At 34.8% G+C, this 17,472-nt stretch carries 8 protein-coding genes; 3 read left to right on the top strand and 5 right to left on the bottom strand.

Annotation, left to right across the window (positions count from 1 at the left end):
• Positions 1–946 precede the first annotated feature (946 nt).
• Positions 947–1,174, bottom strand: a complete 228-nt coding sequence (locus tag SAGCYANO_RS04370) for a hypothetical protein (protein WP_202218959.1) — start codon at positions 1,172–1,174, stop codon at positions 947–949.
• A 241-nt stretch (positions 1,175–1,415) separates the two neighbouring features.
• Between SAGCYANO_RS04370 and SAGCYANO_RS04365 the strand changes: the two genes are divergently transcribed.
• Complete coding sequence (locus SAGCYANO_RS04365) at positions 1,416–2,654, top strand: VWA domain-containing protein (RefSeq protein WP_202218958.1); 1,239 nt, start codon at positions 1,416–1,418, stop codon at positions 2,652–2,654.
• A gap of 1,874 nt (positions 2,655–4,528) precedes the next feature.
• Positions 4,529–5,836: a cyclic nucleotide-binding domain-containing protein gene (locus SAGCYANO_RS04360; protein ID WP_237395775.1), complete on the top strand. Its 1,308-nt coding sequence runs from the start codon at positions 4,529–4,531 to the stop codon at positions 5,834–5,836.
• 1,213 nt (positions 5,837–7,049) lie between these two features.
• Here SAGCYANO_RS04360 and SAGCYANO_RS04355 read toward each other — a convergent pair.
• Together SAGCYANO_RS04355 and cysK are read right to left on the bottom strand one after the other, a co-directional pair.
• Positions 7,050–7,724, bottom strand: a complete 675-nt coding sequence (locus SAGCYANO_RS04355; protein ID WP_202218957.1) for a J domain-containing protein — start codon at positions 7,722–7,724, stop codon at positions 7,050–7,052.
• An 845-nt stretch (positions 7,725–8,569) separates the two neighbouring features.
• The gene (cysK, locus tag SAGCYANO_RS04350; protein WP_202218956.1) at positions 8,570–9,532 is read right to left on the bottom strand and encodes a cysteine synthase A; all 963 of its coding nucleotides are present in this window, start codon (positions 9,530–9,532) and stop codon (positions 8,570–8,572) included.
• A 718-nt stretch (positions 9,533–10,250) separates the two neighbouring features.
• Here cysK and SAGCYANO_RS04345 point away from each other — a divergent pair.
• Complete coding sequence (locus tag SAGCYANO_RS04345) at positions 10,251–10,700, top strand: trans-aconitate 2-methyltransferase (RefSeq protein ID WP_202218955.1); 450 nt, start codon at positions 10,251–10,253, stop codon at positions 10,698–10,700.
• Positions 10,701–12,078: 1,378 nt separating this feature from the next.
• On the opposite strand, the gene SAGCYANO_RS04340 is transcribed toward SAGCYANO_RS04345, so the two are convergent.
• Positions 12,079–13,971 carry an iron uptake porin gene (locus SAGCYANO_RS04340; protein WP_202218954.1) on the bottom strand — a complete coding sequence of 631 codons (1,893 nt, stop codon included), beginning with the start codon at positions 13,969–13,971 and terminating at the stop codon, positions 12,079–12,081.
• Between the two features lie 1,283 nt (positions 13,972–15,254).
• Positions 15,255–16,889, bottom strand: coding sequence for an HD domain-containing phosphohydrolase (locus tag SAGCYANO_RS04335; protein WP_202218953.1), 1,635 nt, complete (start codon positions 16,887–16,889; stop codon positions 15,255–15,257).
• Positions 16,890–17,472: the final 583 nt, after the last annotated feature.

The raw sequence follows: 17,472 nt of genomic DNA, 5'->3' as shown, positions 1-17,472 counted from the left end.
GCTGCATTAATTGAGCTAGAATTAATCTTACTACAAAAGTTGTTAAAGCCTATATTCATTTAAACTATGTCCTTAAAAGCAGGGTATTATTGCGATCGAGCTGACTACTAATAGCTGTTTGCGCAGCATTCCGCAGGAAATACTTACGAAAATATAGTATAAGTTAAACGAATTTTTACTTCATTCTTTAAAAGCTGACAGCTGACCGCTAATAGCTGAATGCTTACAATGGAACTTCTGCCATGACCAAAGTTAATAAGCGTGGTCAGAAAGTTAGCTTGAGTTACACATTAGGCATTTTAGAAGCTAAAAAAGTCTTTACTAACTATGTCAAAAAGCAACGAGAATATGCCTGAAAAAATAATTATTCATCCCGCATTTTAAAATGTGCTTTTCAACATCTAGGTGAAGCATTTAAACTGTATAAATAAGGAACCATTTATTAATGGATAATGGATAATGGATAATTACCTCGGGTTTTAACCGTTACGGAATTGAATATAAGGAAATATTATTTCTTTGACCGCTTTTTCATCCCCTTTCAAGGGGAGGCTATTGACCTTATTTTTTGGTCAACCAATTATTGAAACCGTGGTCTATTCCTAATACATTTTCTTGATTTAATTGAGGTTTAACTACTATTTATTTTTCATAGATAAATCCCAATAAAAACATCTATTTCTCGGTAATATTCTCAGTTATTTAAGAGTAGAAAATGCTCTTATACTAGGCATTTAAATTAAAAAGCAATCCAAACCAAACCAGCGTTTACAGGTATTACCTAGTGGCACTCCAATTTGATTGCCTTTAAGTTTTAATGCTTGAAAACTGTAGCCATTCCCCCTTTTTTTCTGTAGTTAGGAATCCTTGGTCTGCCTGAAATTTTTCCTTCACTGTAGGCAATAATAAGACCATCCTGAAGACCTAAATGATTTAGCTACAGTTCTCAATATTTGTTGTGCTGCAAGAGAGATGTAAAACTTTGTAATAATAGTTCTTTTTGTAGACCAATTCCTGCGTCATACTTACTAATGACTTTTTGAGACTTAAAATATAGTTGCCTGACATAATATATTCCCATGTTAGTTAGCTTGTGAGACTGTTCACATAAGAATGTTAAGATAGCAATTAATTCAGAATTTTGAGCAACTAAAACTTGCTGACAAGAGTACATTTGAAACGGGCGGAACGAAAATTTATTGTTGATCATGGTAACAGAGGACAACTAAAGTTGTCTAGTCCAAAGGACTCCCTTGTTTTCATCCCCCCGGTTCAAACATGGGGACCTTCAACGTTGCTTTTCGGTAAAATAAAATACATCGGATTAAAATCCGACGAGTCGCCTTTGATCCATCGGTTAAAAGACGATGGCTTTCATGCTCTCGTGTTATTTAGGTAAAATTTCTAGTATATCTATGAAAGTTAATCTACATTCAGTTCTTAACGATACCAATATTGATGCCACTCAATCTTCATCTCAACGTCAACTGGCCATATCTATTTCGGCTCTGGCTGATGAGTTAGAAAGAAATGTACCATTAAACCTATGTTTGATTTTAGACCATAGTGGTTCTATGGAAGGAAGACCGCTGGAAACTGTCAAACAAGCAGCAGGACAACTTGTAGATAAATTGAAGGAGGGCGATCGCCTTTCAGTTGTGGCTTTTGACCATAGAGCTAAAGTGATTGTTTCTAATCAAATTATTAATGACCCTGCTAGTATTAAGCGTGAGATTAACAGATTAAGATCCTCTGGTGGTACAGCTATTGATGAGGGTTTGAAGTTAGGAATAGAAGAGTTAGATAAAGGCCAAAAAGATTCTATTTCCCAAGCTTTTATATTAACTGATGGGGAAAATGAACATGGGGATAATGACCGTTGTCTTAAGTTAGCAAAGTTGGCTACTGATTATAGTATGACTCTAAATTCCCTGGGATTTGGTGATGATTGGAATCAAGATGTTCTGGAAAAAATAGCTGATGCAGGTGGGGGGACTCTTGCTTATATTCAACGTCCAGAACAGGCAATAGAGGAATTTGGTAGACTGTTTAATCGGATTCAATCTGTGGGACTTACTAATTCTTATTTGCGATTATCTTTGATGCCTAGAGTTAGATTAGCAGAACTTAAACCTATTGCACAAGTAGCACCAGATACTATTGAATTGCCCGTACAAAAAGAGAACGACCGCTTTATGGTTAGACTGGGAGATTTAATGAAAGATGTAGAAAGAGTAGTTCTAGTTAATCTTTATATTGGGCAATTACCTGAAGGAAAACAAGCGATAGTTCAATTACAAGTTCGTTATGATGACCCTGCTCAAAGTAAGGAAGATTTACTTTCTGAACCTATATTAGTTGAAGCTAATGTTATGCAAAAATATCAGCCTCAAATTAATTCTGAAATACAAAATCATATTTTAGCTTTAGCAAAATATAGGCAAACTCAAATAGCTGAAACAAAATTGCAGCAAGGCGATCGTTCGGGTGCTGCTACGATGTTACAAACGGCTGCTAAAACAGCATTACAAATGGGAGATACAGGGGCAGCAACTGTTTTACAAACCAGTGCTACTCGTTTACAAGATGGAGAAGAACTTTCTGAAGCAGATAGGAAAAAAACTAGAATTGTTTCCAAAACAATTTTAAAGTAATTTAAATTAAAGGATACTTTTTTATTAGTTTAGCCAGGTAATTTTTTCCTGGCTAATACTTAAATTTTATCTATTAGCACTAGGTCTTTTGGCGTTTGACAGTAAATTTTGGTTGCCATTTCAGTTATCAGTTGTCAGTTTTCAGGGAACAGGGAGCGGTGCGACCTCATAAGGTGCGACAGACCCATCTAGTAGCGAATTTCTGTGAGGGAGCAGAGAAAATAGGAATTTCAAGAGCGTATTTGTGTAGTGCTTATAGATAACTAGAACTTAATATCAATTTAAATAAAGTCACAAATACTCTTAAGTGGTCAAAATACTTTTCAAATGATTTTTATGAGACTAAAAATTAACCCTCATTATTATTACTAAGAAATTAAAATAGTTCTGGTACAGGCAAAAAACAGATAATAAATAGACATCTCCAATAATAAAAAATAAAATAAATCATCCCACATAAATCATCAATTCTTTCTCCCTAATTCCTGCTCCCTACTCCCTACTCCCTCTTTTGGAGAAGATGTCTAATATTAAAAAAAAATAGTTAATAGCTATACATTCCCAACTCCTATTTATGTATGTCGTCAATCCTATAGCCCTCCTAACTTGAATGCTAGAAATTTGTAGCCAACTTTTTGCTATAATATGCTGTAAAAGAACTAAAGACAAAGAAAAATCTGGATAGAAAAAGGAAAAAATTAATCAATATTTAAAACTCTCGCTCCTATTTTAAGCTCAGTGTAAAAGCCTTTAATATTTGCTATCTATCCATATTCCCATCAGACAACATTAACAATTTAAATTGTGAATAACCTATTGATGCTATTTCAATGGTTTAATATTAAGTGGGGAGTTAAAAAAATGTTATTGTTTTTCTTCTTTTATATTAAAAAAGCTCTACCTTAACGAGGGTAGATACAGCACATTCGCTCGTATATGAAGTACAGAGATTAACAATTAAATAAATGAAAGTGCGGTCATCTTGCCCGGGATGAGTGTACCTCACCCCTAGTGGAATATGCTGTAAGTGAAATTAAAAATTAATGGATAGAAAATCATTAAAATAATATTATTATATCATGTCCGGATAATTAACGATAGAACTCCGTTCCGTTGAGGCGTTAACGTAGTTGTGCGCCAGCAAACAAAAACTTTTTATCTTTAAATCAATATTCCCTTCTGCCTTCTGCCTTCTGCCCTCTGCCTTCCCTCTTTCAAAGTATAAGTATTCAAGCGGACATGATATTACTACTTGGTATAGCTTGCGAATATGAGGTAGTTTATTGCTATTTTCAAATTTATTTGATAGAGAATTTTTCATAGTAGAAAATATACATACAGAAAAATTTATACAGGATTTTCCAAGAAGTGTGAAGTGGATTGGACTTTTCCAGATTTCCTGTTACATACAACCTTAAATTTTGTAATTCATCTACACTAAAAATACTAGACTCTATTCTTGTGTTTACTCCTATATAACTATTATTTACGAAATTCTAATTAAACCATTATAATAATAATTTTAAATTTTAATTCACTTAATTTTCTAGAATTAATTTATATAGATGAAATACTAACAACTGCTCTGCTCCCTGCTCTCTAAAACTCGAAATATATATACTTAATAAAGCAGCCAACTGCTGTAAGTTTTTAATCTAAAAGTAAAAATAGTTTTACAACAAGTATGAATTGGTTTTTTTACAAGGGAAACAATGGTTTCAAAACTTATCTAGAGCATTAACAACTCCACTTTTTATATTGGAGATAATCATCTTTCTATAAGCGCTATTGTCAGACTAATTCTATTAGCTGTAGCAGTCTTAATTATTGCTCGTACTATTGGAGAAGGAATCAAGAGATTACTACTAACTCGTATGGGTTTAGACCGAGGTAATCAAGAAGCGATCGCCTCAGTTATTATCTATATACTCGCCACTTTAGGAATTTTAATTGTTTTACAAAGAGCTGGTATAGATCTGAGAACCATTACAGTTTTAGCAGGAGTTTTAGGTATTGGACTCGGCTTTGGATTACAAAATCTTGCTAGTAACTTTATTAGTGGTTTAACACTTTTATTTGAACAGCCTATTAAGGTAGGAGATTTTATTGAAGTAGATAATTTATTAGGAACAGTAGAAAATATTTCTATTAGATCTACAATTGTCCGTACTCTTGACGGCATATTTGTAATTGTACCTAATATAAAATTTGTAGAAAATAATATTATTAACTGGAGTTATAAAGATCCTAAAAGTCGTCTTCGTATGCCAGTTGGAGTTGCTTATGGTAGCGATCCACTGTTAGTAACGGAAGCATTATTAGCTGCTGCTCGGGCAGAAGCGAGTGTATTAAACCGTCCTTCTCCTAAAGTATGGTTTAAAGGTTTTGGTGATAGTTCTTTAGATTTTGAGTTATTAGTTTGGATTGAACACCCTCAAGATAGCGATATAATTCAAAGTTCTTTGAATTTTTTAATTGAGCATGAATTGACTCAGCAGGATATAGTTATTCCCTTTCCTCAGAGAGATTTGTGGTTAAAAAATCCACAAGATTTGAGTACCTTACTTAACAATAGTATTGTTACTAATACTAGCGAAAGTAAAGTGTTTTCCCAAAAGAGTGTTTCTTCTGAGCAGAAACAGAGTAGTATTCAACCTAAAACTAAAAAATCAGCATTAAAATCACCAAATAATTGGACTTTGCGAGACCTACTCAGAAGAGTTACTTATTTTGAAAGTCTTACTGATTTAAAACTCAGAAAATTAATAGAATATGGTTATAGGCAGTTATTTCCTGAAGGGCAAATTATATTTAGAGAAAATGATGTTGGAGATTCTTTTTACATTATTCTTTCTGGTGCTATTGAGGTTATTTCTGAAAAAACTGGTAAATATATTGCGACTCTTCACGAAGGAGAATTTTTTGGTGAAATGTCTTTATTATTGGGTTCTCCTCGTACAGCTACAGTAAAAACTGTTGAAGATTCAATTTTGTTTGTCATAGAACAACATGATTTACAAAGATTATTAGAAGAATCTCCTAGTTTGGCTACTGATATTTCTCAAAAGCTTTCTGAACGCCAACAGGCATTACAAGAATTAGGATTACTCGATCTTAGTTCTTCAGAAAATACTCCTTTTACCAAGATTAGAAATCGGATTCAAACTCTTTTTGGTATTTAAATAAAGAGGAGTCATAAGTCATAAGTCATAATTCAGAAGTCAGGAGTCAGGAGGGAAGAAATAATAGTATTTCTCACGCAAGAATGCTATGTTATGATTTAGGGCGTGTCATCAATTAAATCTGAAAGTGCTATGTAGCAAGAGTTTTGAACTTTTGGCTTGGAAAGACTCCAGACGCTAAAAACCTTGACTCACAAAGCTTATAGTTCTAATTGATGACAGACCCTAGGTGGGGAAGTGTGGGAAGCATGGGAGGTGGGGGGAGGGGTTAAGGTGTTGCTGAATACTGGGATGATTTCAGCGCTCCACGGGGACACACCGGACACGGGGATTATGGTTTCTGCTCTGGTGACAAAATCATCCCGCAATTATGCAATGCCGGGTTAAAAGTAGGAAAAATAATTACTAACCGACTAATAATTGTCAAAAAAAGACTTTGAATCTTGGTAAATATTTGACTGTTGAAGTATAACATTAATGCATGGGAATTGGTATTATACCATTTCTCAAAAACTTTTCTACATTTTCTTGAGTAGGGGACCCACCCCTAACCCTCCCAGGGGGGGAAGTAAAAATAATAATAATCCATATTAAATCTACTCAAATTAGCAAAAAATTTATTAGGATAGTTTAACTACTTAATAACTGAAGTGTTACTAAGTATAGCATTGCTTTTGATAATGGGTATAACAGGAGAAGGAGAAAGTTTTTTTATCACTAATTATCCAGACATGATATTATCGTAGAATTCAGTGGTTAGTAGTCAAGAGAAAAGAAAAAAGAGAAAAGAGAAAGGAAGGATGAGAGTGAGAATTATCTAGGGATATTCTGGAATTTTATGTCTACATTAATATAAAGTATAGAGTAGGACAATTGTATAAACGGATTTCATGTTAAATGGAAAAAGTAGACATTTCCAGAAACTAACTTTTAGTCTATAAAAAAATGGCAAAAATTAGAGATCAATTTTCGTAATGAGCTACTATAATATCTAAATACTATTGGATAAAAGAATATAGTAATCCTCAACGCAGTTGTGTCAAAAATATCTGATAGTTAGGGAACGCTTAACTAAAGAAAAGTTATATTGAAGTCTAGGATTTATAGCAGCTTCTATCAAGAGAAAGTAGTTATAATAAATGTTTGATGATGTGTGGTAAATATTTATCAAATTGGGATGACACTTCCACTCTATACTAAACAATAAATAAAATTATAAAATACCATCTATTCCTGCTTGTGCTTCCTGGCGTAATCTAGAAGCAATTCTAAATAGTTCTTGACCTGTATGTAAATAATAATCATCATAATTTAGAGTAAACAATTCTAAATCTTCTATTCCATCACTAACTTGATTTAAACAATAATATAAATGAGCTGCTACTCCTGCAAAATTAGATGGGTTTGGCTGAGAAATAAATAAATTATGAGCCTTTTTAAGCAAACGCCGACAAGTCTCTAAATAATCTTGAAATGATTCCATTAATTGGTCGTCAAACGGATCGGCTGCTAAATAATCAATTTCCTTTTTTAGAGGTTTTAAGATTTGAATCAGAATTTTATTGACTGGTTTGTAAACCTGATTTAACCATTTTTGTAGATGTTCATCTGCATTTTTACTTCTTTTATTGTGCTTCTGGTAATTTTGCTTAGTATTCGTATATTTCCGGTCGTATTGATTAAATTGTCGATCATAAGATTTTCTACGTTGGGGATCGCCCAATACTTCATAAGCCTCATTAATGCTAATAATACGTTCACGATCTGCTATTTCCGTATTAACATCTGGATGAAATAACTTAACTAAACGACGATAAGCTTGTTTAATTTGTCCCTGAGTTGCTGTGGGATTAACATTCAAAGTTTTGTAATAGTCACCAGTTACCATAAAACTATTTTTACTCAATATTTACAATGGAATCTAAATTTTTACATCTCCATTACTTATTCTATTCATTGTTACCAATAATTTGCCAATGAAATAAGCAAACCTTGTAAAATTATAATTGTAGAATAAATATTTTAGATTCTAGATAGCAATAGTGAGTAGAAAATTATATCAGGTATTTTAACTTCCCATAAATATGACTTTTGCTAAATTTTTAACTGGGCTTAAATTTGAGCAAAACGTAAGGTCTCAAGCCTCCCCTTTCAAGGGGATGAAAAAAAATAAAGTTCAATATTTCAATCCCAATACTTTCCTAGGTCATGCTCCGCAAACAGGCAGAGGCACTGATAACTGATAACTGATAACTGAAATGACTTTCCGTAAGGCGGAAACTAATTATATTTTCTCATCAAAATACTTAGTCTTTGCAGAGCTTTAAATAATATCAAATTAGTCAGGTACTTACACATTTATTCCGATCAAACACTACTACACAAATGTATAGCACTATAGTTTTGAGGGCATATATTGAGACCATTTCTCAAACTGAAACTCAAATCAACTAATACACAGAAACTAAGTATTCCTGTTACTTTTTCCTGATGACCTAAATCTGCCAATTTAGTGTAGCGTGAATGCGTAAGTCCCACATTATTAAATATATCTAGTGCAGGATGGCGGAAATAACTGACCAGTTACAAAATCCTAAAACAATTACAAATTAATACTTTTGACTGTTCAGATGTGCGTCTTACATTCTGAGGTTTCCTCAGAATTACGCACTCGCTTTTGTACGGGCGAATGGCCATTCGCCCCTACTGACTTTTAACTTCCGCGTAGCGACACTAACCGACTGCTGTAACTAGAGTTTGTTCTGGCTCCTGAAAAAGTGGAGTACTTAAATAACGCTCCCCAAAACTAGGCTGAATCATTACTATTAATTTACCTTGATTTTCTGGTCGCTGACCTACTTTTATTGCTGCACAAAGAGCTGCTCCTGTAGAAATACCTGACAAAATACCTTCCTCTTTAGCTATACGACGACCATAACTAATTGCTTCACTATCAGCAACCTGAACCACTTCATCTATAATATCGACATTCAGTACAGATGGGACAAAACCTGCTCCTATTCCCTGAATTTTATGAGGTCCAGGTTGTCCACCAGATAAGACTGGACTATTTGAAGGCTCCACAGCGATCGCTTGAAAATCAGACTTTCGTTGCTTAATAGTCTCTGCAATACCTGTAATAGTTCCACCAGTACCAATACCTGCGACCAAAATATCTACTTGGCCATTTGTATCTTCCCATATTTCTAATGCCGTAGTCTGGCGATGAATTTGTGGATTAGCTGGATTATCGAACTGTTGTAACATATATGCGTTAGGCGTTGATTCAAGTATCTCCTGCGCTTTTGTGATACAACCCTTCATACCTTCACTACCTGGGGTCAAAACCAGTTCCGCTCCGTAGGCACGCAACATAGAGCGACGCTCTAAACTCATCGTTTCTGGCATTGTTAAAATTAACTTGTAACCCCTAGCTGCAGCTACCATTGCCAGAGCAATGCCAGTATTTCCAGATGTTGGTTCAACTAATACTGTTTGACCTGGTGTAATCAAACCCTCACGCTCTGCTGCATTTATCATATTCACACCGATGCGGTCTTTAACAGAGGCAGCAGGGTTCATTCCTTCTAGCTTTACTACTATTCTGGCTACACAACCTTCTGCTTGAGGAATACGATTCAATTGTACTAGAGGTGTACGACCTACTAATTCAGTAATATTATGAGCAATACGCATGATATATTTATCCTTAAATGGTATAGTTAGGGCTACTTCTGATTTGATAGAAAATAATTGTTTATGCTAGGCTTTAAGTGAATTTTCAACTAAAGTAAATTATTGTTGATTTATGTAAAAATACTTTCTACTTTTTCAGGACTTCACATTATTACCAAAAGTCTAAAACGAATCTATAATTAAGTTATTTTCTATATTTTTTGATAAGTATACCCAACAATAGCTATGATTACTTGATTTTATACATATCTTATGTACTGAATCTTAGAAGTTTATATATTTTTCTTTTTCTTTATGTTCTTCTAAGCATATGATTTAATTAAAATTATTGGGAAGTACTGTAGGTGTGAGTGGTATGGCAACCTCTTAAATTAATAACTCTAAGATTTGACCAATGAAAAAAATACTGTAAAGATCAAATCAATCAATATACTGGCATTACAAAATATTACGATCTTTTGATGAGCACAGGTTATTATGATTGCGATGCTCAAACAGATGTCCTGGCGGATATTCTTAAATAAATTCAGCAATTAACAATTAACAATTAATAATTACCTCTTCTTAAAACTCATAGCATTGACTAAAAGGATTTTTTTATTTTATCTCCTTAAAAGGGAGGCTTTAAGGCGTGAATTGTTAAATGAATAATTATCAACTATCAACTCTTAATTATTAATTATTAATTATTAATTATTCATTATTCGGTAACTCTGTCTTGGAATTAGGAGTTGGCACAGGATTAGTTGCGGAAAAATTAATCAAAAAATTACCTGAAATTGACTTTTTAGGAATTGATTTCACTGAAAGTATGCTGTTGAAAGCACGGCAGCGCCTTGGTAAAAATGTGGCTTTGCACCATGAAAATGTATTAACTATGGATTTGGAAAGGAAGTTTGATGCAGCTTTTTCTAACGGAGGAGTTTGGAATTTTCTCGACAAGGGCGAAACAGAATATACCTTTTTTAGCCATTTGGTAAAAGTACAAAATATTATCAAAAGTTTCCATAATGTGGCAAATCATTTAAACGATGCGGGAAAGTTAATTTTTAGCGTTCAAGGTGTTCACAAAGATTATGAACAAACCCTATCTAATGGCATAACTTACAGTCAAAAAATCTTCCCAATGCCCCACGATAAATTTGAGAAACACTATATATTTTCTTAGGATAGAGTTATCTTAGCAAAGCAAATTTGCACTTATCAACTTCTACCAGAAACTATGGCTAAACTATTATTGGATGAATGTGGTTTTCAGTTTCAAAATATAACTCCCTGCAAGCGATATCATGTGTATCAGAAAATTTAGCTAGAGCGTCGAGAAGCCTCACACCATAATTGAAAATTTGCTGGATGAATCGACGGTAAATTAATGGGACTTGATGTCCCATTAATTTACAAATTTTATGTTATGATAGACCCAAGCTGGTTTGAGTTAACAACCGCCAGTGATGAACCATGAAAATTTAATAGGATATGGGGTTATATCCCATAAATCCTAGTAATCCGTTGGGAATGTAAAATCTTATTGCGGCGCTAGGTGAGCAGCTTTTTTATTTGCAAAAAGGGCGGCGGGGCATCCCGTTCTTAAAGCTCGTGGAGTCCGACGGGATACCGGGACTGTGAAACGAGAAGCCTACACTATACCGTCAGGTTAGTGTGGGAGTATGTCACATAATCCCGTTTTGCTCAAACTAAAAGTCAAAAATGCGGAAGGTATTTCAACAATTAATAATTAATAATTAATTATTAATTATTAGGGGTTGCTGATTAATTCTAAAACCATTGAAAAGGAAAGGTTTGAGCCTTCTGGGATTCCTAAAAAGTGCGCTTGTTTTAGTCTAAAACCCTCAAAAAATTAGCATAAAAGGCAAACTTAAGAACAGAAAAATTGAGGGACAATTGTTACTTCTACCTCCTGTAAATTCCCCATTTCTCCTGACTCCTACCCTAACCCATAAGACTTTTTCAGCAAACCCTAATTAACAATTACCTCTCCTTTCAAAGAAGAGGATTGACTCAAAGGAAAATTTTGATTTATTATCCCCTAATACCAAATTCAAAAAAGGTCGTTACAGTATTAATCTCTAAATTCTGACCAGCAGAGAAAACCACTGTAGCAATATTTTATGAAATTGGTATAAAAAGGGGAAGCTTTAAACAACAATTTTTTGGTAACTTTTGGAGCTATCGCTGGTCTATTGGTTGAGTTATATCATGTCCGGTTGAATAATTATAAATAAACGATGGAGGAGTCACCGAGTCAGGAAGGAAGAAAGAAGGAAGAAGCAAGAAAAAAGAGGAGAAAAAGGATAAAATTTTTTGGTCGCGGAGCGCGGAACTAAGTTCTATCGCTAATTATCCGGACATAATATTAGATTTGCGAGATTTGATTGATTGAATATTAATTATCAAAAGAAGAAACAGGCAACAGAAATGTAGAGTAATCTGTTTTAAAATAAGTCGTTAATTATTATCTATCAATATAATTTGATCATTCAAGTATTGTTAGGGTGGAATTCCACCCTAATAACTTCAGCTAACCACTAAAACTGGAATGTAGTTCTAATAGTACCGATAATTAATTCATCATTATCATCATCTTGGTTAGCATTTGTAATTACAGTCACACCAGGAGTAATCGAGATATTATCTGTAACTTGATACTTGTAAAATGCTTCTATGTGCCATGACATATCTTGTCGTAATCCCGATGCCAACCCACTAGGAACTTGTAATTCATTCATATAGGGTTCCCGACCGACAACAATACCACCTAGACTGCCTTCCTTAAACAGGTCGGGGAAAGCAATATTTGCTCCATAACTCCATTGTTCAAAATCACCTAAGCCAATTAGTTTCCCATCAAGATACATACCAAAGCCATTAATAGTTACCCAATCAGCTGCTCGCCAGGACATTTGTACACCATAAGCATTAGTAGAAACTGGCTTGGCAATATTCACTGAACCAGGTCGGCGGTCATTAAGTTCAGCATTTAAACCAAAGATAGTGTTAGCAACACCACTTCCCACAAAGCCACTGTTTAAACTGCCATTATCACCTAGACCTGTAGCTGCACCATCATCATATCCAAAATTTCCTGGTCCAAAATAAGCCTTATTATAAGTAAGTCCAATTTGGAAATTTTTGATCGGAGTAAAGGTTAGTTGTGCTAGTGCAGCATAATCTCCATTAAACAGACCTCTTCCTTCCTGAGGATTTTCACCTTCCGCTGCTAAGTAACCAAAAGATAGAGAGAATGGACTATAAACACAAGCATATTGGTCTTTGCAACCAAAATCATACTCAATACCAAGTCCTTTACCACCCCCTAAACGATAGATTGGACTCCTTTGACCAAAAGCACTTAAAGAACCACTTCCTCCATCATAATCTTCCATGTAAGGGTTGAGAGTAGGAACAAAGTCGTACCAACTTACTTTATTAGCAGCAACTGTTACCCTGATGTTATCCCTGACTGGGAACTTATAGAAAAGTTTATCTAGCTCAACCGTTTCATCTGTGCGGTTAAGAATATTAAAAGTTTGCTGTCCCTGAGCTTCAGCTATCTTCTGGTTAAATGCTTCAGCATTACCTGCTTGTAACCTTGTAAATAATAAGTCCTCACCAGAAAAGCTAGTGTTGAAATCCAAACGTACCCTGTATTGAAATACTGTTTGGTCTTCGTCTTGTGTATTATCGTTGAACGTTCCGTATCGCCCTTGGTCTTCAAAGTTATCAACAAAGGCAAAAATTACCTCACCTCTAAGTTTGGTAGTTGTCGAAAATTGATTGGCCTCTAATTCAGCAGCACGAGCTTCTAGAGCATCAACACGACCCCGCAAAATAGCTAATTCAGCAGAAAATTCTTCTTGTAACCTTTGTAGAATTGCTAGGTCTTCTCTACTTACTGTATCTGCTATAGCAGCTTGTAATAGTTCTGTAATTCTATCTAAGCAAGCATTAACACCAGCCGCAAATTCAAAACGGGTCAAAGCACGGTTGCCCCTATAAGTACCATCCGGATATCCAACAATACATCCATAACGCTCAACTAAAGATTGTAGTGCTTGAAATGCCCAGTCTGTAGGTTGAACATCAGAAAGTTGAGATACAGAAGTAACTTGACCTTTTGTTCTTCTTCTATTTCCTCTATTAAGATTACGAAGACTTGGTTGACGAAGGTTACGACCCTCTCTTCCGTAGCGGTTTATTTGTCGTATGGTCGTTGCTGGTGCATTAGCAACAGAATTAGCTGAATTTGTTCCAGGGACTTGAGCTAATAGTTCAGTTTCCTCTGTTTCTATACTTACACCTTGTGGCTGAACAGCCAGATTATGTTGATTTTCAGTAGCTACAGCGGCTGAGGATGCAACAAGGGTTGCTCCTAAGACTGCTGGACTAAATAGTAAACAATTCCAGAATTTTTTTGACATTTTCCCTTTCATCCTCACACCGATTACAGATAGACTGTTTGACTATATTTATTAGTTAAATTTGATTGGCGAGTATAGTTTTTGCTTTGGAGCTTTGCAACTTCTTGACTATTGAGAAGGAGTTACATTGAACCTAGTCCAATTTTTTCTCAGAGTCTAGGTAGCTCTTCACTAAATTAGATAAATTGGCAATCTTATCAATACTCCCAACTTTGAGAACAAATTTTCATGTTTGTTCGACTTCACTCATAGCACAAATACAGCTTTCTGGGATTCTTACTAAAAATTTAATTTAACTCTAAGATTTTTACAAACAACTAAGCTGAGGATTATTAAACCATCAGCTTAACTACATAAATATATTAGGTAGTTGAGTGACACCTTCTAAAAATCTAGACAATCCTAGACACGCTCTTCATCGGTGACTAAAAGCGATTTTCCAACTCACCCGTCCATAAGTCTACTAGCAAAGAAGGTTGATGTTCCGCTCAAGCAAATTGAGTTTAGGATTCCCTCTGGGGTTTTCATCCTTATGAAAAGTCGAATGCAAAACACTCCATAATCGTTGCTAAAATCCTCTGGTCTTAGCAGACGTATGTGATAATAACACAAACTAATGGCGTAAAAACATAGACATTTTGTAGATATAAGTCTTGGATAGTCTATGTTTTTATAGCAGTTTTCATTAACACAGAATACAGAGATTTTGGCTTAAAGGTAGAAGGTAGAAGTTTTGTAGTCTACCTTTGTGAAAACTGCTATAAGGTCTAGCAAGCAATAGGTTATCACAATTTTTTTTGCTCGACAACCTCTATACAGAATTTTTTTATTCTGTTAACCATAGCCTAAATAATTTTAAATTTCTGTATTTATCTGGAGAGTACAAAGTTCTTCTGAAAAACAATTTACTTTCAAGACTGAAAGTATTACTGGAAAAGGCTTACAAAACCTATATTAGTGAATTGAGATTTTCTAACATTGAAATCCCTCAAAGCCTTAGCTAGCAATAGTTACTCCAAGAACTTTGCACTGTTTAGTATTTATAATTAAGTGCAAATTTTGACTTTTTTGAGTTTACCGAAAAATTCAGGTATAAAGCCTCTCCATTCATGGAGAAAAAAGCGGTCGTGGCGCAGCTTCCCGTAGGGTGGGATGGCGAGGTTCCCTGCGCCATATCCATGAGACCAAGAAAGAAAAAAATCCTTTGATCCAATCCCGTTAATTTATAAGAAGAGCTAATTCTAAATTCTAAATTCTAAATTCTAAATTCTAAATTGTTGAATTTATTTGCTGTGTCCTAATATGGAAAATACCTCTCGTTGTTCAAATAGCTCTAAGAAATTACTATTAATTTTATTCCGAGCTGCTTCATGACGCATAATTCTAAGAGCAGCTTCTACAGGCAAACCTTGTTTGTAGGGGCGATCGCCTGCTGTTAAAGCATCATATATATCTGCAATAACCATAATCTGGGCTTGAATAGGAATATCTTTTTGCTTTAGTCCTCTGGGATAACCACTACCGTCCAATTTTTCATGATGTCCATAAGCAATTTCTGGAATTTGCTCTAAGTCATTTGTCCAGGGAATTCGCTTCAGAAATTCGTAAGAATGACTTACATGAGACTCTATAGCTTTTCTTTCTTCAACAGTCAAGTTGCCTCGAGGGACTGCCAGTTGAGCCATTTCCTCTGGTGTAATTAGTGACTTAGTTTGACCATCTATGTCTTTGTAGGTGTAAAGCAATACTTGCTTCAGTTGTTTCAGTGGTTCTTCTGCTGTTATAGTTGGCTCGTTAGCGGTTAATACTATTTGCCAATACTCATTAAGTTTGGCGATCGCCGTTTCTAGTTCTAAATCCAGATTTTCAATTTTTTGACATAGAGGACAATTTTCTTGAGTATGTTGTTGAGATATGTCAGATAAATGTCCGAGTAACTCTTTGTACTTAGTTTGAGCATACTCCATCTGCAGAGTACGTTGAGCAACAGAAAACCTTTGCTCGATCAGCTTTAATTGTTCTTCATAAAGTTTTTTACGTTTTGTTAATATTGCTTCTGGCACTCCAATTTTACCGAAATCATGCAGCAAAGCAGCGTACCGAACTTCTTTAATTTGCCGATCGTTAAAGGATATGCCCCATAAAGGCCCGCTGGTAATAGTATTAACTTCTTGACACAAACTTACTGTTAGTTTTGCTACTCGCTCTGAATGACCTGATGTACATAGGTCTCTAGCTTCTATTGCTTGTACTGATGCTTTGACAAAACCTTCAAATAGATTTTCAATATTCTCTTGTAAATGATTTCTTTCTATTGATATGGCTGCTTGAGAAGCAAGAGAACTTACTATTCGTTCTTCCCATTGAGAGTATGGCTGAGTTAATTCTAAGGAATTATTCGCTGTTAATACTGTATTTGAGTTAATCTTGCGATTAATTAATTGGAGTACTCCAATTATTTCTTGAGACCTATTTTGCATAGGTAAAACTAACACAGAACAGGTGCGATAACCAGTATTTTTGTCGAAGCTTTTGTCAAATTTATAAGGTACACTTAATGGTAAATTATAGGCATCTGATAAGTTTAAACCTTCACCTGTAAGAGCAACATATCCGGCCAAGCTTTTCGGTGTCATATTGACCGCTAGTTCTTGGAAAGAAAAATCTGGCAGCGAATCGTTTTGCGCTACCTTGAACCATAGCCTAGATGGTTGATTTCCTTTTTTTTCTACTAGATAGACGCTACCTGCATCACTACAAGTTATCTCCCGACTTTTGGATAAAATTAAATTTAAAAGATCGCCCAAATCATAGGTATCTGAAAGGGCAGCACCAATATCTAGTAGCTGCTCTATCAATAATTCTGTGTTCTCGGTAGCGGACTCTTGCATCCACTTGAGAATATTTAGCTGGAACATAATTTCGGGCTATTAACTAGCCTTTATCCTGAACAAACTTAATTACTAATTAATATAGTTAACTTTCGGGTAGTAGTATAGTCAAGAGAAAATTATTTTGAATTTAAAGGCATCAAAATTCTAGATTTTGTTTGTTTAAGTGCAGTTTTAATCAGAGAATTTATCTTTTCTTTTGCGGGTTTAATACCCTACCGTACTACAGGATGCTAAAATTGTTTGGGGCTATCGGACACGGAGTTGTCGGTCGCTGACTATCCATAAGCAATTTTTCCTTCTGCTCCCCCCTTTCAAAGGTGGGTAGGGGAGATGCCTTCTGCCTTCTTCAATATGAATACTCAGTTAGCTAGTCCATACTAAACTAACTTAAATTGTATCCGCTCAATCAGTGGGGGCGAACTACCAGTTTATAAAGAATTGTACATCATTTGAAGCTTGCCATTTTCCAAGTTACCCCAGATTATTAAGCGGTTATCTTAAATTTATATTAAACTACGAAAACTAACTTATTTTATAGCAGATATTTCTTTAGCCATGCTAAAGTCTTTTCTGTTAAACCGCCAGCATCATGAGTTGTTAAATTAAT

Origin of the sequence: Okeania sp. KiyG1 (assembly GCF_014132355.1) — a bacterium.
Lineage (GTDB): Bacteria > Cyanobacteriota > Cyanobacteriia > Cyanobacteriales > Microcoleaceae > Okeania.
The sequence above is the reverse complement of the archived record's forward strand: the minus strand, read 5'-3'. Positions and strand labels throughout refer to the sequence as shown.